We start from the raw sequence: 20,836 nt of genomic DNA, 5'->3' as shown, positions 1-20,836 counted from the left end.
CGCGGGCCGTCAGGAGCGGTCACGCGGGGCGTCAGGAGCGGTGCGTCCGGCGGTAGCTCCACCCCAGCAGTCCGAGCAGCACCAGCCCGGACAGGATCAGACTCGACCCGGTGCTCCAGCCGCCGAACGGCAGCCGCGGCACCAGCCGCGCGCCCCACACCACCCCGGCGCCGATCAGCGCCAGCCCGGCCAGCGCGGTCCCGGCGATCCGCCACGGCGAGGCCACGCTCGCCGCCACGCCCTGCATCGCCCGGACCCGTACCGGCTCCTCGAAGCGGGCCACCGCGGGCACCGCCCGCGACAGCAGCACCAGCCCGGCCAGCACCAGCAGCATGCCCGGCCCCGGCAGCACCAGCAGCGCCACCCCGACCAGCAGCAGCACACCACCGAGCACGCCCAGCGCCAGCCGCTTCGCCGGGTGCAGCCGCCGGGACCGCTCCACCGCGCCGGGCACACCGGACCCGCCGGGGCGCTTTGGCTCGCCCTGACCCGTACGCCGCGCCGCGCTCACCGCCTCACCGTAGCCGCCGGGCCGGTGGGCGGCGCGGCAACGCGCCCCGCGGGCGGCTCAGCCGGGGGTCAGCTGCTGCAAGCCCACCACCCGCAGCAGCTCCAGCCGCTCGCGGGACGCGCTGCCCGGGCGCGCGGTGTACACCACCAGCCGCTGGTCGTGCTCGGGGTTGGCCAGCACCTCGCACTCCAGCTCCAGCAGCCCGACGACCGGGTGCAGGAAGCGCTTGACGTCGCTGCGCCGCACGGCCACCTCGTGGTCGTCCCACAGCGCCGCGAACTCCGCGCTGCGCTCGCGCAGCCGGCGCACCAGCCCGGCCAGCCGCTGGTCGTCCGGGCGCCGGGCGAGGGTGGCGCGCAGGTCGGCGACCGCCGCACGGGCGCCGCGGTCGCGGTCCTCGGCCGGGAACAGCTCACGGGCGGCCGGGTCGGTGAAGTAGCGCCAGGCGATGTTGCGCTGGTCCTCCGGGCGGGCGGACGCGTCGCCGTGCAGCGCCTTGGCCATCGCGTTCTGCGCCAGCACGTCGCCGCGGTCGCTCACCACCTGCGCGGGGGTGTCGGCCAGCCGGTCCAGGACGAGCAGCAGGCCCGGGCGGACATGTGCGGTGGCCGGCCGGCCACCGCGCGGCGGCTCCTCGCCGGCCAGCAGGAACAGGTGGTCGCGCTCGTCGCCGCTCAGCCGCAGCGCCCGGGCGACCGCGGCGAGCATCTGCCGGGAGGGGTACGAGCCTCTGGCCTGCTCCAGCCGCGTGTAGTGGTCGGTGGACATCCCCGCCAGCCGCGCCACCTCCTCGCGGCGCAGCCCGGGGGTGCGCCGCCGTGGCCCTTCGGAGAGCCCGACGTCGGCGGGGGAGAGCCGGGTGCGGCAGCGCCGCAGGAAGTCGGCCAGTTCGGTTCTGTCCACCCCTCCACCATGCACTCGGCCGCCGTCCGTAGCCAGGGACAACTGGTCCCCGGCTACGGACGCGGGCGGTCAGGCGCCGGGGTAGCCGTAGCCCTGGCCGGGCTGGGCGCCGGGCTGCTGCGGGTAGCCCGGCTGCGGGGCGCCGTAGCCGGGGGCGGGCTGCTGGTAGCCGGGCTGCGGGGTGCCGTAGCCGGGGGCGGGCTGCTGGTAGCCGATCTGCGGCTGGCCGCCGGCCTGGTACATCGCGGCCGGGTCGCGCACCTCCGACAGCGCGCGCTTGAAGATCACCTTGCTGAAGTAGCCGCCCCCGCCGAATATGCACAGCACGACGTACCAGAACTGCTCGGCGCCGGTCATCTGGACCAGGCCGTACTCGCTCAGGGCCTTCTTCGCGGGCACCTTGGCGAGGTAGTACACGCCGAAGTAGATGCAGCCGAGGACGTACCAGAACTTCTCCCACGACGTGTTCACGCCGCGCCCGAGGTACTGCCGTTCCGCCATGGGACTTTCCGCCTTCTTTCGCTGTGGTGACCTGGCCGGGGTCTGCCGACCCGACCCGTGTCCGGCCGTGCCGGCACAGATGGCCGCCGCCAAGCGAAAAGCCGTCGTCCCCCGTGCGCAGAATCTTAAGTCGGCGGGGGCACCGGTGTCCCACCTCAGTCCGTAACCCTTGCCAGTCGAAGGGCGGTTCACTAACCTTACTCGCCAGTAAGGTTACTGCGAAGTCAGGAAGAGGCGTAAGCATGGCCGCACTTGATGATCTCGACCTGGAGGCGCTGGACTTCGGGTCCGTGGAGCCGGGCGAGTTCGCCCGGATCGTGAAGGGCCTGCCGGGCCGCCGGCTCAGCGAGTTCATGGCCGGGCCGCAGCGCCGCCGGGTGCTGGACGAGGTGTTCGGGCGGATGCACACCCGGTTCAAGCCCGAGGCGGCCGGCGGCCGGGACGCCCTGATCCGCTGGCGGATCACCGAGTCCGGCACCGAGCCCGGCGACCGCGACGACGTCTACGAGACGCACATAGCCGGCGGCGCCTGCACGGTGACGACCGAACGCACCGACCGCACACCGCAGTTGAGCCTGACGATGGCCGCACCGGAGTTCCTGAAGCTGGTCTCCGGCAACGCCTCGGGACCCACCCTGTTCTTCACCCGCAAGCTGAAGGTGAAGGGCGACATCCGCCTCGCCGGCGGTCTGACGTACTTCTTCGACATCCCCAAGGCGTAGCCGCCGGCGCGGCGGCCGCCGGTCACCTACCCTCGGGCGCGGCGGCGGCCGCCTCCTGCGCCGGGTCGCCGTCCACCAGCTCCACCGGCGCGGTGCCCGCCGCCAGCGCGGCCAGCCCGGCCCGGACCCGGCGCGCGCCGTTCGCGTACAGGTACTGCTCCAGGTCCTCCGGCGCCACCAGCCGCCAGGAGTCCAACTCCTCCGCCTGGAGCTTGATCGCCGCCAGTTCGTCGTCGCCGAGCACGCCTCCGTCGTAGAGGTAGATCACCAGCGGCGGCCGGGCGGCGCCGGCGATCCAGTCGATCGCCAGCAGCGCGCCGGGCACCACGTCGAGGCCGATCTCCTCCAGCGTCTCCCGGCGGGCGCCCTGCCGCGGGGTCTCGCCCTGGTCCGACTCGATGGTGCCGCCCGGCAGCGTCCAGGTGCCGTCGTCCCGGTAGTTGGGCTCGACCAGCAGCACCCGGCCGTCGGTCGAGCGGAACAGGGTGCTCGCACTGGCCAGGATCTTGGGCAGCGACGCGATGTACGTGGCGTAGTCGGTGGTCATACGCACCAACCTACGGGGTGTGTACGGCCGGTGGGATAGGGTCTCGAACCGGCGCGACGTCCCGTTCCGGATCAGGAGAGATCACGTGTCCGACGCAGCACAGCGGCCGGTGGGGCATGTCCTCGTCGCCGCGGACAAGTTCAAGGGCTCGCTGACCGCGGTGGAGGTCGCCGCCCACGTCACCGCCGGACTGCGCGAGGTGGCACCCCAGGTGGCCGTCACGTCGCTGCCCGTGGCCGACGGCGGCGACGGCACCGTGGACGCGGCGGTCGCCGCCGGCTTCGAACGCCGCACCGCGCGGGTGGCCGGCCCGCTCGGCGCACCGGTCGACGCGGCGTACGCGCTGCGCGGCGGCACCGCCGTCGTCGAGATGGCCGAGGCGTCCGGGCTGCGGCACCTGCCCCCCGGGGTCTTCGCGGCGCTGACCGCCACCACGTACGGCACCGGCGAGCTGCTGCGCGCCGCGCTCGACGCCGGGGCCCGCACCATCGTGCTCGGGGTCGGCGGCAGCGCCACCACCGACGGCGGCGCGGGCATGCTCGCCGCGCTCGGCGCCCGCCTGCTCGACGCCGAAGGGGTGCCCGTCGCGCCCGGCGGCGCCGCGCTCGCCTCGCTCGCCACCGCGGACCTGTCCGGGCTCGACCCGCGACTGGCCGACACGGAGATCGTGCTCGCCAGCGACGTGGACAACCCGCTGCGCGGGCCCAAGGGCGCCGCCGCCGTCTACGGGCCCCAGAAGGGCGCCTGCGAGCAGGACGTGGCGCTCCTCGACGGTGCGCTCGGGCAGTACGCCGCCGTGCTCGGCGCCACCCTCGGGGGTGCGGCTCTCGCCGCAGCCGACGCGCCCGGGGCCGGCGCCGCCGGCGGCATCGGGTACGGCGCCCTCGTCGGGCTCCGCGCGTCCTTCCGGCCCGGGATCGAGGTCCTCCTCGACGTCCTCGGGTTCGCCGACGCGGTCAGCCGCGCCGACCTCGTCATCACCGGGGAGGGCTCCCTCGACGCCCAGACCCTCCACGGCAAGGCGCCGGTCGGCGTCGCCGCGGCGGCCCGCTCCCGCGGAGTGCCCGTCGCCGCGGTCTGCGGCCGCCTCGCCCTTTCCCCCGAGGAGCTCGCCTCCGTCGGCATCACCCGTGCGTATGCTCTTGCCGAGCTCGAACCCGATGTCCAACGGTGCATGGCTGATGCCGCGCGGCTCCTGCGGCTCGCGGCGGCCTCCCTGGCGCGGGATTTCCTCGGCTGACCTCCCCCCGCCCAGCCCCGTCCTGCCGACCCGGGACCACCCCCCGGTGGGGGGCTTGTCGCGCCGTTCCCCGCGCCCCTGGTTTCGCTCGGCCTTTCCGTGCCGGCCGTCCCCCTGCCCAGCCCGGTCCGGTCTGCTTCGGGACCACCTGCCGGTCCTGGGCTTGTCGCGCCGTTCCCCGCGCCCCTGGTTCCGCTCGGCCCTTCCGCGGCCCCCATCCTGCCCGTCGGCAGGTGAAAGCTTCAGACTCTTCCGCGAAGGGACCCGAGCCAATCGGCCCTTCCGCGGCCCCCGTCCTGCGGAGGGAGCCGAGCCAATCAGGGGCGCGGGGAACTGCGCGACAAGCCACAGGCAGCCCGCGCCCTTGGTTCTGCCCGGCCCTTCTGCGGCCCCCGTCTTGCGGAGGGAGCCGAGGCAATCAGGGGCGCGGGGAACTGCGCGACGAGCCACAGACAAGCAGGTGATCCCGGAACGGCGGAACCCACCCGCCCGGAGGGACCCCGTCACCGGCAGGTGATCCCGGGACGGCGGAACCCACCCGCCCGGAGGGCAGGAACCGCCCACCGGGCGGTGGTCCCGGGGCGGACGGGACGGGGGCACCCGGGGGGTGCGTTTACCGCGCGGTAGCGCGTTCGCGACGGTTGGCGCGGAAGGTGTTGACGCGGCGGGTGGTCGCGAACCCCGGAATCGTGGCGGCGGCGACGCACTGGAGGGCGCAGCCGGCCTGGAGCAGCTGGTGCCCCCCGGGAATGTCGAGGGTCCAGGCGGCGAGGCACCCCATGCTGACCAGCGTCCAGCAGAACGTGACGAGTGCGAGGCGCCCCCGCGGCTTGGGGTACTCGACGCGGCTGACCATGAGCCACGCCACCCCGACGATCGCGAGCACGGTCGGGACGAAGGGCAGCTCGAGCAGGACCAGGGACACCACGGTCATCGCCCCGAAGGGGCTGGGCATGCCCTGGAAGACGCCGTCGCGCAGAGTGGTGCAGGAGAAGCGGGCGAGCCGCAGGACCACCGCGAGCACGACGAGTACGGCCGCGGCGGCGGCCACCTTGCCGTGGGCGTCGTCGGTGACGATCCCCCACACGACGACGAAGTACGCGGGCGCGAGCCCGAAGCTGATCAGGTCCGAGAGGTTGTCCAGCTCGGCGCCCATCGCCGAGCTGCGCAGCTTCCGCGCGACGAGCCCGTCGAAGAGGTCGAAGACGGACGCCATCAGCATCAGCGTGACCGCGTTGGCCGCGCTGTGCTTGGACATCGCGTTGCTGCTGTTCCCCATGAGGTGCGGGACGAGCACGCCGGTGGTGGTGAAGTAGACGGCCATGAAGCCGCAGATCGCGTTGCCGAGCGTCAGCGCGTCCGCGATCGACAGCCGGGTGGACAGCGGCAGGTCGTCGTCCTGCTCCTCGATCTCGCTGACCCAGTTGTGCGTCTCGTGCTCAGTCACGGTCAAGACGCGTCACCCCAGCCGTCATGGTCTCGCCGACCTCGACCGCGCTGCCCACGCCTTCCGGCAGGTAGACATCCACCCGGGAGCCGAACCGGATCAGCCCGATCCGCTCGCCCTGCTCGACCTTGCAGCCGCGCGGCACGTACGGCACGATCCGCCGGGCCACCGCGCCGGCGATCTGGATCACCTCGACGTCACCGATCTCGGTGTCGAAGTGCCAGACCACCCGCTCGTTGTGCTCGCTCTCCTTGTTGAACGCCGGTACGAACCCGCCGGGGATGTGCTCGACGGAGGTGACCGTGCCGCTCAGCGGGGCACGGTTGACGTGGACGTTCAGCGGGCTCATGAAGATCGCGACGCGGGTGCGCCCGTCCTTCCACGGCATGACGCTCTGGACCACGCCGTCGGCGGGGGAGACCACCCCGCCCTCGGTGATCTTCCGCTCGGGGTCGCGGAAGAACCACAGCATGCCGGCGGTGAGGACGGTGGCGGGGACGGCCACCGCCGTCCACCGTCCGGAGCGTCGGGCGCGCAGCAGGCTGACCGCCGCCGTGGCCGCGGTCGGCAGGAGCCACGGCGACGCTCCGCGCGCGAGGCCGACCCGGCGGCGAGGTGCAGAGGATTGGCTGTGGGGCATGGAAGACCTTCGTAGCGGAGGGTGCCGCGAAATGCTTCTGGGGACGGCGGCTTTCACTGATGGTATCGGCTGACACGGGCAACTCGGCAAGCTGATGGGCGAGTCGATGGCCGGTTCCCGCACCTGCCGTTTTCACGCAGTGTGACTCTCATCTCAGGAAAACCGCTGCGAACGCGGACATTCACCCGTCGACACGGTACTCCTCCAACAGCCGCCGTCCGATGATCATTTTCTGGATCTCGGCGGTCCCCTCGCCGATCAGCAGCATGGGAGCCTCACGGTACAGCCGCTCGATCTCGTACTCCTTGGAGAAGCCGTAGCCGCCGTGGATGCGGAAGGCGTCCTCGACGACCTCCTTGCAGTACTCCGAGGCGAGATATTTGGCCATGCCCGCCTCCAGGTCGTTCCGCTCGCCGGAGTCCTTCTTGCGGGCGGCGTTGACCATGAGCTGGTGGGCGGCCTCCACTTTCGTGGCCATCTCGGCCAGCTTGAACTGGATCGCCTGGTGCTGCGCGATCGGCCGCCCGAAGGTCTCGCGCTGCTGGGCGTAGGAGATGCCCAGCTCGAAGGCGCGGCGGGCGACCCCGCAGCCGCGCGCGGCGACGTTCACCCGGCCCACCTCGACGCCGTCCATCATCTGGTAGAAGCCGCGGCCGCCGGTTCCGCCGAGCACCCGGTCGGCCGGCACGCGGACGTCCTGGAGGACCAGCTCGGTGGTGTCGACGCCCTTGTAGCCCATCTTCTCGATCTTGCCGGGCACGGTGAGCCCGGAGACCTTGGGGTTCGGGCCGAAGCCGGGCTCCTTCTCGATCAGGAAGGTGGTCATCGACCGGTGCGCGGGCGCGTCGGCCGGCTGCCCCTCGTCGGTGCGGCACAGCACGGCCACGAGGTTGGCCGAGCCGCCGTTGGTGAGCCACATCTTCTGGCCGTTGAGCACATAGGCGTCGCCCTCCCGGACGGCCTTGGTGCGGATCGCGGACACGTCGGAGCCGAGCCCCGGCTCCGACATCGAGAACGCTCCGCGTACGTCGCCGGTGGCCATCTTCGGCAGGAAGTAGTCCTTCTGCTCCTGCGTGCCGTGCTGCTTGATCATGTACGCGACGATGAAGTGCGTGTTGATGATCCCGGACACGCTCATCCAGCCGCGGGCGATCTCCTCCACGGTCAGCGCGTAGGTCAGCAGCGACTCGCCGAGCCCGCCGTACTCCTCGGGGATCATCAGGCCGAAGATGCCCAGGTCCTTCAGGCCCGCGACGATCTCGGTCGGGTACTCGTCGCGGTGCTCCAGCTCGGTGGCGACCGGCAGGATCTCCTTGTCGACGAAGGAGCGCACGGTGGCGAGGATCTCCCGCTGGATGTCGGTCAGACCCTCGGTCTGCGCGAGGCGGTCGGCCATGTCACTTCCCTCCCCGGGAGTCGGTGCCGGCGGTGCCGGCGGGTTCGGCGGGGCCGGCGGTCTCTGCGGTGCCCGCGGCGCGTGCGGGTTCGGGGCGGCCGGGCTGCTCGCCGCCGCGCTCGGCCACGTAGGAGGCGGTCGGCACCATCACCTTGCGGCGGAAGACGCAGACCAGGGTGCCGTCCTGCTTGTAGCCGCGGGTCTCCACCTCCACGATGCCGCGGTCGTCCTTCGACTTCGACGGCCGCTTGCCCAGCACGGTCGTCTCGCCGTAGATCGTGTCGCCGTGGAAGGTCGGCGCCACGTGCCGCAGCGACTCGATCTCCAGGTTGGCGATCGCCTTTCCGGACACGTCGGGCACGGACATGCCCAGCAGCAGCGAGTAGACGTAGTTGCCGACCACCACGTTGCGGCCGAAGTCCGTACTGCTCCCGGCGTAGTGCGCGTCCATGTGGAGCGGGTGGTGGTTCATCGTGAGGAGGCAGAAGAGGTGGTCGTCGTACTCGGTGACCGTCTTGCCGGGCCAGTGCCGGTAGACGGCGCCGACCTCGAACTCCTCGTAAGTACGCCCGAACTGCACCGTCATACCTCCAGCTTGTTCGCTCGGCGGATCTCGTCCACGATCCGGCCGATGATCCCCGTGATACCGAAGTCCTTCGGCGTGAAGACGGCCGCCACACCGGCGGCCCGCAGGTGCTCCGCGTCCGCGGCCGGGATGATGCCGCCGACGATCACCGGCACATCGTCCACCCCGGCCCGCCGCAGCCGCCCGAGCACGTCCGGCACCAGGGCCGCGTGCGATCCGGACAGGATCGACAGGCCCACGCAGTGCACGTCCTCGGCGACCGCCGCGGCCACGATCTGCTCCGGGGTGAGCCTGATCCCCTGGTAGACCACCTCGAAGCCGGCGTCGCGGGCGCGCACCGCGATCTGCTCCGCGCCGTTGGAGTGCCCGTCCAGGCCCGGCTTGCCGACCAGCAGCCGCAGCCGCCCGCCGCCCAGTTCGGCCGCGGTCGCGGCCACCTTCCGCCGTACGGCGGCGAGTTCGCCGTCCACCTCGGCGCCCACCGCGACCGGCGCGCCGCTCACCCCGGTCGGCGCGCGGAACTCGCCGAACACGTCGCGCAGCGCCGACGCCCACTCGCCGGTGGTCACCCCGGCCCGCGCGCACTCCAGCGTCGCAGGCATCAGGTTCTCCGTTCCGGCGGCCGCGGCCCGCAGCTCGGCAAGCGCCTTGTCGGCCCGCGGCTGGTCCCGGCCGACCCGCCAGTCGTGCAGCGCGGCCACCACCCGTGCCTCGCCCGCCGGGTCCACCGTCATGATCGCCCGGTCCAGGTCCGCGGTGAGCGGGTTGGGCTCGGTCGACTCGTGGATGTTGACGCCGACGATCTTCTCCGCGCCGGACTCGATCCGCGCCCGCCGCTCCGCGTGCGAGGCCACCAGCTGCGACTTGAGGTAGCCGGACTCCACCGCGGCCATCACACCGCCCAGTTCGTCGATGTGCGCCATCTCCGCGGTGGCCTGCTCGACGAGTTCGGCGACCTTCGCCTCCACCACGTGGCTGCCGGCGAAGATGTCGTCGTACTCCAGCAGGTCGCTCTCGTGGGCCAGCACCTGCTGGATGCGCAGGCTCCACTGCTGGTCCCAGGGGCGCGGCAGCCCCAGCGCCTCGTTCCACGCGGGCAGTTGGACCGCGCGGGCGCGGGCGTCCTTGGACAGGGTGACGGCCAGCATCTCCAGCACGATCCGCTGGACGTTGTTCTCCGGCTGCGCCTCGGTCAGGCCGAGCGAGTTGACCTGCACGCCGTAGCGGAAACGGCGCTGCTTCGGGTCGGTCACGCCGTACCGCTCGCGGGTCACCTGGTCCCAGATCCGGCCGAAGGCGCGCATCTTGCACATCTCCTCGACGAACCGCACGCCCGCGTTCACGAAGAAGGAGATCCGCCCGACCACGTCGCCCTGCCGCTGCCGCGGGATGCGGCCGGAGGCGAACACCGCGTCCAGCACGGCGATCGCGGTGGACATCGCGTACGCGATCTCCTGCACCGGGGTGGCCCCGGCCTCCTGGAGGTGGTAGCTGCAGATGTTGATCGGGTTCCACTTGGGGATGTGGTTGACCGCGTACGTGATCATGTCCGTGGTCAGCCGCAGCGAGGGGCCGGGCGGGAAGACGTGGGTGCCGCGGGAGAGGTACTCCTTGACGATGTCGTTCTGCGTGGTGCCCTGGAGCGTGGCGATGTCCGCGCCCTGCTCCTCGGCGACGACCTGGAGCAGCGCCAGCATCCACATCGCGGTGGCGTTGATCGTCATCGAGGTGTTCATCCGCTCCAGCGGGATGTCCTCGAACAGCCGCCGCATGTCGCCGAGATGGGATATCGGCACCCCGACCCGGCCCACCTCGCCGAGCGCCAGCACGTGGTCGGGGTCGTAGCCGGTCTGCGTCGGCAGGTCGAACGCCACCGACAGCCCGGTCTGCCCCTTCGCCAGATTCCGCCGGTACAGCGCGTTGGACGCCTCCGCGGTGGAGTGCCCGGCATACGTCCGCATCAGCCACGGCCGGTCGCGCGCCCTTTTGTGCTCGCTCGCCTCCGGGGGCTTCGACCCGGCGTCGACGGTCCTCGCTCCCGCGCTCGTGCCTCGCTTGTCGCTCGTCGCTTTCGACACCGGCGCCCCCTTTGGCTCGCTCGCCGGGGGCGCCGTTCTTACGTGGGTGCCCGGTGGCTGGTGGTTGTCCGTCATCGTGGCGGTCTCACGCGTCCTTGAATCGGTTGATGGCGGGCAGGTGGCGGGCGCGCAGTTCGGGGTCCGTGACGCCCAGGCCCTCGCGCGGGGCGAGCGCGAGCACGCCGACCTTGCCCTGGTGGAGGTTGCGGTGCACGTCGTACGCGGCCTGGCCGGTGTCCTCCAGGCGGTAGGTCCTGGACAGGGTGGGGTGGATCTTCCCCTTGGCGATCAGGCGGTTGGCCTCCCACGCCTCGCGGTAGTTGGCGAAGTGCGAGCCGACGATCCGCTTGAGGCTCATCCACAGGTAGCGGTTGTCGTACTCGTGCGTGTAGCCGCTGGTGGAGGCGCAGGTGACGATGGTGCCGCCCTTGCGGGCGACGTAGACCGACGCGCCGAACGTCTCGCGGCCGGGGTGCTCGAAGACGATGTCCACGTCCTCGCCGCCGGTCAGCTCCCTGATCCGGGCGCCGAACCGCTTCCACTCGCGCGGGTCCTGGTGCCGGTCGTCCTTCCAGAAGCGGTATCCCTCGGCGGACCGGTCGATGACCGCCTCGGCGCCCATCCGGCGGCAGATCTCCGCCTTCTGCGGGCTGGAGACCACGCAGACCGGGTTGGCGCCGCCGGCCAGCGCGAACTGGGTGGCGTACGACCCGAGTCCGCCGCTGGCGCCCCAGATCAGCACGTTGTCGCCCTGCTTCATGTCGGCGCCGTTGCGGGAGACCAGCTGCCGGTAGGCGGTGGAGTTGACCAGCCCGGGGGAGGCGGCCTCCTCCCAGGTCAGGTGGGCGGGCTTGGGCATCAGCTGGTTCGCCTTGACCAGGGCGATCTCCGCCAGCCCGCCGAAGTTCGTCTCGAAGCCCCAGATCCGCTGCTCCGGGTCGAGCATCGTGTCGTCGTGCCCGTCGGCCGATTCCAGCTCCACGCTCAGGCAGTGCGCCACCACCCGGTCGCCGGGGCGCCACCGGTTCACGCCGGTCCCGGTGCGCAGCACCACCCCGGCCAGGTCCGAGCCGATCACGTGGTAGGGCAGGTCGTGCCGGGCGGCCAGCGGCGAGGTGCGGCCGTAGCGCTCCAGGAAGGCGAAGGTGGAGACCGGCTCGAAGATCGAGGTCCACACCGAGTTGTAGTTGACCGAGCTGGCCATGACGGCCACCAGGGCCTCGCCCGGGCCCAGTTCGGGCACCGGGACCTCGTCCAGGTGCAGTGACTTGCGGGGGTCCTTGTCGCGGGTCGCGAGCCCGGCGAACATCCCCGCCTCGTCCTTGTGCACGGTCACCGCGCGGTACGACGCGGGCAGGGGCATGGCCGCGAAGTCCGCGGCGGTGGCATCCGGTGCCTGGATCGCGTCCAGGACGTCCCTGGTGGAACTCGTCGTCATGTGGCTCGCCTCCGGTGCAGCGGAACGGGGATGGAGGTGCCGTTGTCGGTTCGGCGAACAGGGGGAACTCGGGGGCCGGGCCGGGGGGACAGGTGCTCGGCGTACGGACACGTTATGGCACTGCGTGCCAGACGTAAAGACACTGCGTGCCAGTATTTTTCCTCAAGTGTCGCGCCGGCGGCACGGATGAGCAACGCGAACGGCCGCCCGGGAAGCGCCGGGCGGCCGTTGTGCGGGGTCGCAGGGGGTGTGGGTCGTGGGGGGCGTCGGCGGTCGCTACGCCTTGCGCAGCGCCTCCTCGATGCTGCGCAGGATCTCCGCCGGCGAGGCGTCCGTCCGGGCCACCGCCACCACCACCTCGCCCTGCCGCGAGACGGACGTGGTGGTGCCGGCGCCGGCCCGCGAAGGTATCCGGCCCGCGCCGATCCCCGTGCCGAACGTCGTCTTGATCACGTCGAAGGCGTGGTCGAGCTGCGCCTCCACGTCGCCCTTGCCGTCCGCCCGCAGCCAGCGCCGCAGCACATGGTTGTGGGCCGCGACCACCGCGGAGGCGGCCACCTCCGCCAGCAGCGGGTCGTCGTCGCCGTCGCGGTGCGCCCCCTCGTCGAAGTGGCCCAGCAGGTAACGCGTGAACAGCCGCTCGTACCGGGCCACCGACGCGATCTCCCGCTCCCGCAGGGTCGGCACCTCACGGGTGAGCCGGTAGCGCTCCACCGACATCTCGGGCACGTTCGCGTACATCCGCAGCACCTCGGTGATGCCGCGGCAGACCGTGTCCAACGGGTGCTCGTGCGGGTCGGCGGAGTCCAGCACCGCCTGCACCCGGACCAGGGTGTCGTCGTGGTCCGGGAAGATCGCCTCCTCCTTCGACCGGAAGTGCCGGAAGAAGGTACGGCGGGCCACACCCGCGCTCGCGGCGATCTCGTCCACCGTCGTGGCCTCGTAGCCCTGAGTCGCGAACAGCCGCATCGCCGCCGACGCGATGTCCTGCCGCACCCGCTGGCGCTGAGCGGCCGCGCGGCGGCCGCTCGCGCTCTCGGTGGCGGACTTCACACTCTCAGGCATGCGGGGAACGTAACACGTACGGTCGCGGGCGATCGACGGGCCGCCTCCCGGGGCACGGATACGTCCTGCGGTCGGCCGGAGTAGCCACCGAGCCGAAGGGCGCGCCGGTGTCGAAAGGGAGACCACGCGGAGTTTCCCGAGGCACGAGGGAATCGAGCATGGTCGACTGTCGACACCGGGTCTAAGCGCCCGGAGGCGAGGTGGCGGCGAAAGAGGGGCCGTACTCGCGGAAGCCGCGGCCGGTCTTGCGGCCCAGGCAGCCCGCCGAGACGAGGTGTTCCAGCAGGGGGGCCGGGGCCAGGCCCGGGTCGCGGAACTCGTCGTGCAGGACCTGCTCGATCGCCAGGGAGACGTCCAGCCCGACCACGTCCAGGAGCTCGAAGGGCCCCATCGGGTAGCCGCCGCCCAGCTTCATCGCCGCGTCGACCGCGTCGACGGTCGCGTAGTGGTCCTGCACCATCTTCACCGCGTTGTTCAGGTACGGGAAGAGCAGCGCGTTGACGATGAAGCCCGCCCGGTCCCCGCAGTCCACCGGGTGCTTGCGCAGCGCCCCGCTCACCTCGTGCGCCGTCGCCACCACGTCCGCCGCGGTCAGCACCGTCCGCACCACCTCCACCAGCTTCATCGCCGGCGCCGGGTTGAAGAAGTGCAGCCCCACCACGTCCTGCGGCCGCGCCGTGGCCCGCGCGATCGCCACCACCGGCAGCGAGGACGTGGTCGTCGCCAGCACCGCGCCCGGCCGGCACACCTTGTCCAGCACCCGGAACAGCTCCTGCTTCACGTACAGGTCCTCCGCGACCGCCTCCACCACCAGGTCGACCCGCGCGAACGCCTCGTACGACCCGGTGGGCGCCACCCGCGCCAGCGCCGCGTCCCGCTGCTGCGCGGTGAGCCGCCCCTTGGCCACCGAGCGCTCCAGCGACCCCGCCAGCCGCGCCGCCGCCCGCTCCGCCTTCTCCCGTGTCCTGGCCGCCAGCACCACGTCGAACCCGGCCTTCGCGAACACCTCGGCGATACCCGTCGCCATGGTGCCCGAGCCCGCCACACCGACCGAGCGGACCGTACGGCCCCGGGCGCCGCCGCCCCGCTCGGGCGGCGTCTCGGCGTCGGCGACGACCGTGCCGGAGCCGGGGGAGGCGTAACTGTAGAAGCCGCGCCCGGACTTGCGGCCCAGCAGCCCGGCCGCCGTGAGCTGCCGCAGCACCGGCGCGGGCGCGTGCAGCCGGTCCCGGCTCGCCTCGTACATCGCCTCCAGCACGGTGGTGGCGGTGTCCACCCCGATCAGGTCGAGCAGCGCCAGCGGGCCCATCGGCAGCCCGCAGCCCAGCCGCATCGCCGCGTCGATGTCCTCCCGGGCGGCGTACCGCGCCTCGTACATCGCCGCGGCCTGGTTGAGGTAGCCGAACAGCAGGCCGTCGGCGATGAAGCCCGCGCGGTCGCCGACCGGCACCGGCTCCTTGCCGAGGCTGCGCACCAGCGCGGTCACCGTCCGCGTCGCCTCGGGCGCCGTCAGCACCGTGGAGACCACCTCGACGAGCTTCATCGCCTGCGCGGGGGTGAAGAAGTGCAGGCCCAGCACCCGGTCCGGCCGCCCGGTCTCGGCCGCCAGCCGCGTCACCGACAGCGCGTTGGTGCCGGTCGCGAGGATCGCCTCCGGCTTGGCGATGCGGTCCAGCGCGGTGAACACCTCGCGCTTGACGTCATAGCGCTCGGCGACCACCTCGATCACCAGGTCCGCGGCCGCGGCCGCGCGCAGCTCGGGGAAGGTGCGGAACCGCGCGAGCACGTCGGCCCGTTCGGCCGCGGTCAGCCGGCCGCGCTCGACCTGCCGGGCGGTGCGGGTCTCCAGCGCAGCGACGGCCCGGCGGGCGGCCGCGTCGTCGATGTCGACGCCGACCACCTCGTGGCCGGCGCACGCCAGCACCTCGGCGATGCCGGCGCCCATGGTGCCCAGGCCGATCACGGCCACCACGGCGGGCAGGGCGGGCTGCTCGGACGGTTCGGGGCGCGCGGACGGTTCGGGGCGCGCGGACCCGGGCGACACCGCGGCGGCGGGCCGGGCGGAGGGCTTGGCGGACGCCTGGGCGGGGACTGCGGCCGGATCGGCCGCGGACGGGGTGGAGGGACGGTCCATCGCGTGACTCCAGGGATGGCGGGAGCCGCGCCGCGCAGCGCGCGGGCGCACGGCAGGAAGGATGAAGTGGAGTCGCGGGCTTGATCGCGGCCAAGGGCCGGCGCGTGTGCGCCCGCGTGCGTCGGCGGGGCCCTGTCCCGGGGCCACACCGCAAAGTGCCGAACCGACAACGGCGTCCGCCCAGCGCCCGGTTCACCGGTCGCCGGCGGGTCCCTCGACTGTAACCCGCGGGTAACTTGCCCGCCAGTCTTCTGCACAGGTGATGTACGTTACTCACAGATGAGCGAATATCGATCATCTGTCACGCCGGGTGTCGCGCGCCGGGCGCACCCCTACGGCAGGGCGCGGGTGTAGCGGGTCTCCTCGACGGGCACGCCGTCGTACAGCTCCGTCATGGTCGCGCCGTCGGGCAGGAAGCCGGCGGCGGCGTAGAAGCGGCGGGCCCGGGTGTTGCCGGTCAGGACCCACAACGACAGCCGGGTGCGGCCGAGTTGGGCCGAGCGCCGGACCGCCTCCGCGGTCAGCGCGCGCCCGGCGCCGGTACCGATCCGGTCCGGCCGTACGTACAGCGCGTACAGCTCCCCGGCGGCCGTGCCGGTGTCCTCGCCCCGGTAGGGCCCGAACGAGGCCCAGCCGACGAGCGCGGGCGTGCCGTCGCCGGCGGTCTCCTCGGCGACCAGGTTGTGCACGCGGCCGGCGGAGCGGACGAACCACTCGCGGCGCTGCACGGCGTCCGCGACCGGGTCCATCGCGTCGAGGTGGCCGGCGGGTATCAGTCCGGCGTAGGCGTGCCGCCAGCCCATGACGCGGATCGCCGACACCGCCGCCACGTCCGGCTCGCTCATCTCCCTGACCCGCACCATGCGCCGCATTCTAGGCAGGTCACATCAAGGTGAGCTGCGTGTTTTCCGGCGCCCCCGGACCGGGCGCGCCGGCGGGCGGCTCCGCCGTGCTCCGTGCCGTGGGTTCCGTGGGTGTCCTGGCTGCCTCGGACGCCTCCCCGGGGCCCGCCGGGGGCGCTTCCCCGGCCGCCGCCAGGCCGCGCGCGGCGCCGAGGCGGGCCGGGCCGCAGCCGAACTCCGCCGCGAACTCGTGCACCTGGCGCGTGACCTGCCGCTGGTACCACTTCGGCGCGTACGAGCCGCCCGCGTACAGCGCTTCGTACCGCCGCACGAGGTGGGGGTGGTGGCGCTGGAGCCAGGCGGTGTACCACTCCCGTGCGCCCGGGCGCAGATGCAGCACCAGGGGGGTCACGGAGGTGGCGCCGGCCGCGGCGATCGCCCGTACCGCCGCGCGGAGTTGGCCGGGGGAGTCGCTCAGGAAGGGCAGCACCGGGGCCATCAGCACCCCGGTGGGTATGCCGTTGTCGCTCAGGGTGCGGCAGACCGCCAGCCGCGTCTCCGGGGAAGGCGTGCCCGGTTCCACGCTGCGCCACAGCTCGCCGTCCAGGAAGCCGATCGACAGCGCTATGGACACGTCGGTGACGCTCGCGGCCTGCCGCACCAGTTCGAGGTCGCGCAGGATCAGCGAGCCCTTGGTGAGGATCGAGAAGGGGTTCGCCCGGTCGCGCAGGGCGGTGATGATCCCGGGCATCAGGCGGTAGCGGCCCTCGGCGCGCTGGTAGCAGTCCACGTTGGTGCCCATGGCGACGTGGTCGCCCTGCCAGCGCGGCGCGGCCAGTTCGCGGCGCAGCAGCTCCGGCGCGTTGACCTTCACCACGATCTGCGAGTCGAAGCCGTGCCCGGTGTCCAGGTCGAGGTAGCTGTGCGTCTTGCGGGCGAAGCAGTACACGCAGGCGTGCGAGCAGCCGCGGTACGGGTTGACCGTCCACTCGAACCGCATCCGCGAGGTGCCCGGCACCCGGTTGAGGATCGAGCGGGCGCGCACCTCGTGGAAGGTGATGCCGCGGAATCCCGGGGTGTCGAACGTCCGCGTCGTCACCGCCGAGGTCCCGAAGAGCGCCCCCGCGGAGTCCTCGGCGTTCAGCCCGTCCCAGCGCATCGCGCCCTCCTTCCGTCGTCCGGCCCCCACCGGCGGTCTCGTGGCCGCCCTCCACACCACAATAGAACACAGATTCGATAAGCGAGTGTGGTTGGCTGGTGTGTCGCGCGCCGCAGGTGCGCGCACCACGAACCCCCGATGCCCCAACGGGCATGGACCCGAGGAGAATTCATGGCGCTGGTCGAGGCCACCACGGAGCGGATCGTCGCGGCGGAGCCGGAGCGGGTGTTCGCCGCGCTGGCCGACTACGCCGGCACCCGCGGCCGGGTCCTGCCCGGTCAGTACAGCGAGTACGAAGTCCGCGAGGGCGGCGAGGGCGCGGGCACCGTCGTGCACTGGAAGCTCCAGGCCACCAGCAAGCGGGTCCGCGACTGCCTCTTCGACGTCACCGCCCCCGCGGAGGGCACGCTCGTCGAGACCGACCGCAACTCCTCGATGGTGACCACCTGGACGGTCACCCCGGCCGGCGACGGCAGCAGCAAGGTGGTCAACGCGACCGCCTGGCAGGGTGCCGGCGGCGTCGGCGGCTTCTTCGAGCGGACGTTCGCCCCCAAGGGGCTCAACGCGATCCACGACCAGGTGCTCGCCAACCTCGCCGCCGAGGTGGAGGGCTGACCCCGCCGCGCTCCGCCGCCGCGGAGCAGTAACTCCCGCGGTGCTCGCCCGGTTTCGCGACCATTCACCGATAAGGGTGAATTCGCCGACTTCCTGAGACCACACCGGGTCCGTCCGTCGTTGTCGCCTCATGGCGGGAGACGGTGGCGGAACAGGTGGCACGAGGGGAGTGGCAGTGAGCGGCGGCACACTGATCGAGCGGCAGGGGGAGCCCCGCCCGGGCGGGTTCCTGGGTGAAGTCCTGGGCGGGGCACCGCCGAAGGAGCAGGCGGGGGAGGAGGCGCAGGGCGCGCCGGGCGGTGCGGTGGGCGGGGCGGAGCGCGCGGCTGCCGCGCAGGCCGGCGGCCCGGACGCGGCGCCGGGCGGCCTGTCCCCCCGCCGGCTGCGGCTGGTCTTCCTGGGACTGATGCTCGCCCTGCTGCTGGCGGCTCTCGACCAGATGATCGTGGCGACCGCGCTGCCCAAGATCGTCGGCGAACTGCACGGCCTGGACCGGATGTCCTGGGTCGTGACCGCCTACCTGCTGTCGTCCACCATCGGCCTGCCGATCTACGGCAAGCTCGGCGACCTGCTGGGCCGCAAGAGCGTCTTCCAGTTCGCGATCCTGACCTTCGTGATCGGCTCGGCGCTCGCCGCCTGGTCCCAGACGATGAACGAACTCATCGCCTTCCGCGCGGTCCAGGGCATCGGCGGCGGCGGGCTGATGATCGGCGTGCAGGCGATCATGGCCGACATCGTGCCGCCCCGCGAACGCGGCCGGTACATGGGCCTGATCGGCGCCGCCTTCGGTGTCGCCTCGGTCGCCGGACCGCTGCTGGGCGGCTTCTTCACCGACCACGCCTCCTGGCGCTGGTGCTTCTCGGTCAACGTGCCCTTCGGGCTGGTCACGCTCCTGGTCGTCAGCCTGGTGCTCAAGCTGCCCAAGCCGACCGCCCGGCCCCGGCTCGACGTCATCGGAGCCCTGCTGCTGGCGGCCGGCTCGACCTGCCTGGTGCTGCTGACCACCTGGGGCGGCTCCACCTACGGCTGGCGGTCCAAGGAGATCCTCGGGCTCGGCGCGGGCACCATCGTGTGCGTGCTGCTCTTCGTGCTCGTGGAGCGGTTCGCCGCGGAGCCGGTCATCCCGCTGCGGCTCTTCCGCGACGGGGTGTTCAACACCTCGGCGCTGATCGGCGCCGTCGTCGGCGTCGCGCTCTTCGGCGCCGCCAGCTACCTGCCGACGTTCCTGCAGATGGTCGACGGCGCCAGCGCCACCGGGTCCGGGCTGCTCATGCTCCCGATGATGCTCGGCGTCGTCGTCGCCTCCATCGGCAGCGGCCAACTCATCAGCCGCACCGGCCGCTACAAGATCTTCCCGCTCGTCGGCAGCGCCCTGTCCGCGATCGGCATGTATCTGCTCTCCCGGCTGGACGCCGGCACCGGCCGCCCCGAGTACAGCGTCTACATGGCGGTCCTGGGCCTGGGCATCGGCCTGATCCTCCCGGTCCTGGTGCTCGCCGTGCAGAACTCGGTGCGGCCCGCCGACATCGGGTCGGCGACCAGCGCCAACAACTACTTCCGGCAGATCGGCGGCTCGGTCGGCGCGGCCGTCTTCGGCACCCTGTTCGCCAACCGCCTCAGCCACCAACTCGCCGCCGACCTGCCGCACGGCGTCAAACTGCCCGACCCCGAGTCGGTCACCCCCCAACTGGTCCGCACCCTGCCCGCGTCCCTGCGCGACGGATACGTGCACGCGTACTCCGACGCCATGCCGCGGATCTTCCTCTACCTGGTGCCGGTCCTCGTCCTCGGCTTCATCATCACCTTCCTGCTCAAGGAGAAACCCCTGGTGACCCAGCACGGCCCCGCCGCTCAGGCGGCGTACGAACCCGGTTACGACCCCGGGTACGACACCCCCTACGAGTCCGGCCACGACCCCCTGTACGGCGCGGGCCCCACGGCCACGACCACCACGGTCAACCCCGGGCCGGTCCCCGAACAGCCGGTGCCCGGCGCCCGGCGCGGCCAGGGCGGCGTGCCCGTCTGCGGCACCGTCCAGCACTCCGACGGCACCACCGTCGGCCGCGCCGCGCTCACCCTCATCGACGGCTCCGGCCGCCAGGTGGGCCGCGGCGCCACCGCCGAGGACGGGCGGTACGCCCTGAGCACCCCCGGAGCCGGCAGCTACGTCCTGATCGCCGCGGCCGGCGGGCACCAGCCGCAGGCCGTCACCGTCGCCGTCGGCGACCACCCGGTCGAGCTCGACGTCGTCCTCGGCGGCGCCGGCCGGCTGGCCGGCACCGTGCACACCGCCGACGGCACCCCCGTGCGCGACGCGATCGTCACCCTCACCGACGTGCGCGGCGACGTCGTCGCCACCTCCCGCAGCGGCCGCGAGGGCGTCTACACGCTCACCGAGCTCGTCGCCGGCGAGTACACCCTCGCCGCCAGCGCGCCCGCCTACCGCCCGGCGGCCCTCCCCGTCACCGTCCAGGCATCCCGCGAGACCCGGCAGGACGTCGAACTCGCCGGCGGCGCCTCCCTGCGCGGCATCGTCCGCGCCCCCGGCGGCCGCCTCGTCGAGGACGCCCGCGTCACCCTCCTCGACGCGGCGGGCAACGTCGTGGACTCCGTCACCACCGGCCCCGACGGCCACTTCCGCTTCGTCGACCTCGCGGCCGGCGAGTACACCGTCATCGCCGCCGGCTACCCGCCCGTGGCCACCGTCCTCCAAGTAGCCGGCGGCGGCCGCACCGAACGCGACCTCCAACTCGGCCACGCCGACTAGCCCCTGCGGGCGGCCCGAACCAACCCCCCCGGGCCGCCACGTGCTGCCGGTTCCGGGACCACCCGCCGGTGGGTCTGCGGCATCCCGCCGTTGCCCTGCCGGCGGGTTTCCGGCTGCCGCCCGGTGGCCTGTTGGGCGCGCAGTTCCCCGCGCCCCTGCCGGTGCGGGCCCTTCGTGCGGAAGGAGCTGTCACGCGCCCAGGGGCGCGGGGAACTGCGCGACAAGCCCGGACGGACCGTAAGATC

18 protein-coding genes are annotated in these 20,836 nt (G+C 72.8%); 4 read left to right on the top strand and 14 right to left on the bottom strand.

The window, feature by feature from the left end:
- Positions 1-31: 31 nt before the first annotated feature.
- From AC3ERT_RS19685 to AC3ERT_RS19675, 3 genes are all read right to left on the bottom strand, one after another.
- A complete protein-coding gene (locus tag AC3ERT_RS19685) occupies positions 32-511 on the bottom strand; it encodes a PGPGW domain-containing protein (protein ID WP_435132058.1) in 480 nt (159 codons plus the stop codon).
- Positions 512-568: 57 nt separating this feature from the next.
- Entirely contained in the window at positions 569-1,414 is an 846-nt protein-coding gene (locus tag AC3ERT_RS19680) for a helix-turn-helix transcriptional regulator (RefSeq protein ID WP_435132056.1), read from the bottom strand.
- 69 nt (positions 1,415-1,483) lie between these two features.
- Complete coding sequence (locus AC3ERT_RS19675) at positions 1,484-1,915, bottom strand: hypothetical protein (RefSeq protein WP_435132053.1); 432 nt, start codon at positions 1,913-1,915, stop codon at positions 1,484-1,486.
- 242 nt (positions 1,916-2,157) lie between these two features.
- Here AC3ERT_RS19675 and AC3ERT_RS19670 point away from each other — a divergent pair, with 242 nt between their 5' ends.
- Positions 2,158-2,637 (top strand): SCP2 sterol-binding domain-containing protein, encoded by a 480-nt coding sequence (locus AC3ERT_RS19670; RefSeq protein ID WP_335978764.1) that lies wholly within the window; start codon positions 2,158-2,160, stop codon positions 2,635-2,637.
- 22 nt (positions 2,638-2,659) lie between these two features.
- Here AC3ERT_RS19670 and AC3ERT_RS19665 read toward each other — a convergent pair whose 3' ends face one another.
- Positions 2,660-3,184: an NUDIX domain-containing protein gene (locus tag AC3ERT_RS19665; RefSeq protein WP_435132050.1), complete on the bottom strand. Its 525-nt coding sequence runs from the start codon at positions 3,182-3,184 to the stop codon at positions 2,660-2,662.
- An 85-nt stretch (positions 3,185-3,269) separates the two neighbouring features.
- Here AC3ERT_RS19665 and AC3ERT_RS19660 point away from each other — a divergent pair, with 85 nt between their 5' ends.
- On the top strand, positions 3,270-4,424 hold the full coding sequence (locus AC3ERT_RS19660; protein WP_435175693.1) for a glycerate kinase: 1,155 nt from the start codon (positions 3,270-3,272) through the stop codon (positions 4,422-4,424).
- A 613-nt stretch (positions 4,425-5,037) separates the two neighbouring features.
- Here AC3ERT_RS19660 and pssA read toward each other — a convergent pair.
- From pssA to AC3ERT_RS19610, 10 genes are all read right to left on the bottom strand, one after another.
- Entirely contained in the window at positions 5,038-5,877 is an 840-nt protein-coding gene (gene pssA / locus AC3ERT_RS19655; protein ID WP_335978758.1) for a CDP-diacylglycerol--serine O-phosphatidyltransferase, read from the bottom strand.
- Positions 5,864-6,511 carry a phosphatidylserine decarboxylase gene (locus AC3ERT_RS19650; protein WP_335978755.1) on the bottom strand — a complete coding sequence of 216 codons (648 nt, stop codon included), beginning with the start codon at positions 6,509-6,511 and terminating at the stop codon, positions 5,864-5,866. The genes pssA and AC3ERT_RS19650 overlap by 14 nt, the downstream gene beginning before the upstream one ends.
- Positions 6,512-6,692: 181 nt before the next feature.
- Positions 6,693-7,907, bottom strand: coding sequence for an acyl-CoA dehydrogenase family protein (locus tag AC3ERT_RS19645; RefSeq protein ID WP_335978753.1), 1,215 nt, complete (start codon positions 7,905-7,907; stop codon positions 6,693-6,695).
- Position 7,908: 1 nt separating this feature from the next.
- Positions 7,909-8,487 (bottom strand): MaoC family dehydratase, encoded by a 579-nt coding sequence (locus tag AC3ERT_RS19640; RefSeq protein ID WP_435132305.1) that lies wholly within the window; start codon positions 8,485-8,487, stop codon positions 7,909-7,911.
- A 2-nt stretch (positions 8,488-8,489) separates the two neighbouring features.
- A complete protein-coding gene (locus AC3ERT_RS19635) occupies positions 8,490-10,454 on the bottom strand; it encodes a protein meaA (protein ID WP_435132303.1) in 1,965 nt (654 codons plus the stop codon).
- Positions 10,455-10,656: 202 nt separating this feature from the next.
- Complete coding sequence (gene ccrA, locus AC3ERT_RS19630) at positions 10,657-12,009, bottom strand: crotonyl-CoA carboxylase/reductase (protein ID WP_435175691.1); 1,353 nt, start codon at positions 12,007-12,009, stop codon at positions 10,657-10,659.
- Between the two features lie 276 nt (positions 12,010-12,285).
- Complete coding sequence (locus tag AC3ERT_RS19625) at positions 12,286-13,074, bottom strand: TetR family transcriptional regulator (protein ID WP_335978747.1); 789 nt, start codon at positions 13,072-13,074, stop codon at positions 12,286-12,288.
- Between the two features lie 181 nt (positions 13,075-13,255).
- Positions 13,256-15,208, bottom strand: a complete 1,953-nt coding sequence (locus AC3ERT_RS19620; protein ID WP_435175689.1) for a 3-hydroxyacyl-CoA dehydrogenase family protein — start codon at positions 15,206-15,208, stop codon at positions 13,256-13,258.
- Positions 15,209-15,540: 332 nt separating this feature from the next.
- Positions 15,541-16,071, bottom strand: coding sequence for a GNAT family N-acetyltransferase (locus AC3ERT_RS19615; protein WP_435132035.1), 531 nt, complete (start codon positions 16,069-16,071; stop codon positions 15,541-15,543).
- 19 nt (positions 16,072-16,090) lie between these two features.
- On the bottom strand, positions 16,091-17,209 hold the full coding sequence (locus tag AC3ERT_RS19610) for an Rv2578c family radical SAM protein (RefSeq protein ID WP_435132032.1): 1,119 nt from the start codon (positions 17,207-17,209) through the stop codon (positions 16,091-16,093).
- Positions 17,210-17,380: 171 nt separating this feature from the next.
- Here AC3ERT_RS19610 and AC3ERT_RS19605 point away from each other — a divergent pair, with 171 nt between their 5' ends.
- Both AC3ERT_RS19605 and AC3ERT_RS19600 read left to right on the top strand, forming a co-directional pair.
- On the top strand, positions 17,381-17,824 hold the full coding sequence (locus tag AC3ERT_RS19605; protein ID WP_335978739.1) for an SRPBCC family protein: 444 nt from the start codon (positions 17,381-17,383) through the stop codon (positions 17,822-17,824).
- 406 nt (positions 17,825-18,230) lie between these two features.
- The gene (locus AC3ERT_RS19600) at positions 18,231-20,591 is read left to right on the top strand and encodes an MFS transporter (RefSeq protein ID WP_435175705.1); all 2,361 of its coding nucleotides are present in this window, start codon (positions 18,231-18,233) and stop codon (positions 20,589-20,591) included.
- Positions 20,592-20,836 lie beyond the last annotated feature (245 nt).

It is taken from the genome of Actinacidiphila sp. bgisy145 (assembly GCF_057708125.1).
This window is presented reverse-complemented; position numbering and strand designations above follow the sequence as displayed.

What these genes read in the sequence shown, in the direction of transcription:
- AC3ERT_RS19675 (WP_435132053.1), bottom strand. Translation starts at nt 1,915, where the DNA reads ATGGCGGAACGGCAGTACCTCGGGCGCGGCGTGAACACGTCGTGGGAG.
- AC3ERT_RS19670 (WP_335978764.1), top strand. Translation starts at nt 2,158, where the DNA reads ATGGCCGCACTTGATGATCTCGACCTGGAGGCGCTGGACTTCGGGTCC.
- AC3ERT_RS19665 (WP_435132050.1), bottom strand. Translation starts at nt 3,184, where the DNA reads ATGACCACCGACTACGCCACGTACATCGCGTCGCTGCCCAAGATCCTG.
- AC3ERT_RS19650 (WP_335978755.1), bottom strand. Translation starts at nt 6,511, where the DNA reads ATGCCCCACAGCCAATCCTCTGCACCTCGCCGCCGGGTCGGCCTCGCG.
- AC3ERT_RS19645 (WP_335978753.1), bottom strand. Translation starts at nt 7,907, where the DNA reads ATGGCCGACCGCCTCGCGCAGACCGAGGGTCTGACCGACATCCAGCGG.
- AC3ERT_RS19635 (WP_435132303.1), bottom strand. Translation starts at nt 10,454, where the DNA reads ATGCGGACGTATGCCGGGCACTCCACCGCGGAGGCGTCCAACGCGCTG.
- ccrA (WP_435175691.1), bottom strand. Translation starts at nt 12,009, where the DNA reads ATGACGACGAGTTCCACCAGGGACGTCCTGGACGCGATCCAGGCACCG.
- AC3ERT_RS19625 (WP_335978747.1), bottom strand. Translation starts at nt 13,074, where the DNA reads ATGCCTGAGAGTGTGAAGTCCGCCACCGAGAGCGCGAGCGGCCGCCGC.
- AC3ERT_RS19620 (WP_435175689.1), bottom strand. Translation starts at nt 15,208, where the DNA reads ATGGACCGTCCCTCCACCCCGTCCGCGGCCGATCCGGCCGCAGTCCCC.
- AC3ERT_RS19615 (WP_435132035.1), bottom strand. Translation starts at nt 16,071, where the DNA reads ATGGTGCGGGTCAGGGAGATGAGCGAGCCGGACGTGGCGGCGGTGTCG.
- AC3ERT_RS19610 (WP_435132032.1), bottom strand. Translation starts at nt 17,209, where the DNA reads ATGCGCTGGGACGGGCTGAACGCCGAGGACTCCGCGGGGGCGCTCTTC.
- AC3ERT_RS19605 (WP_335978739.1), top strand. Translation starts at nt 17,381, where the DNA reads ATGGCGCTGGTCGAGGCCACCACGGAGCGGATCGTCGCGGCGGAGCCG.
- AC3ERT_RS19600 (WP_435175705.1), top strand. Translation starts at nt 18,231, where the DNA reads ATGCTCGCCCTGCTGCTGGCGGCTCTCGACCAGATGATCGTGGCGACC.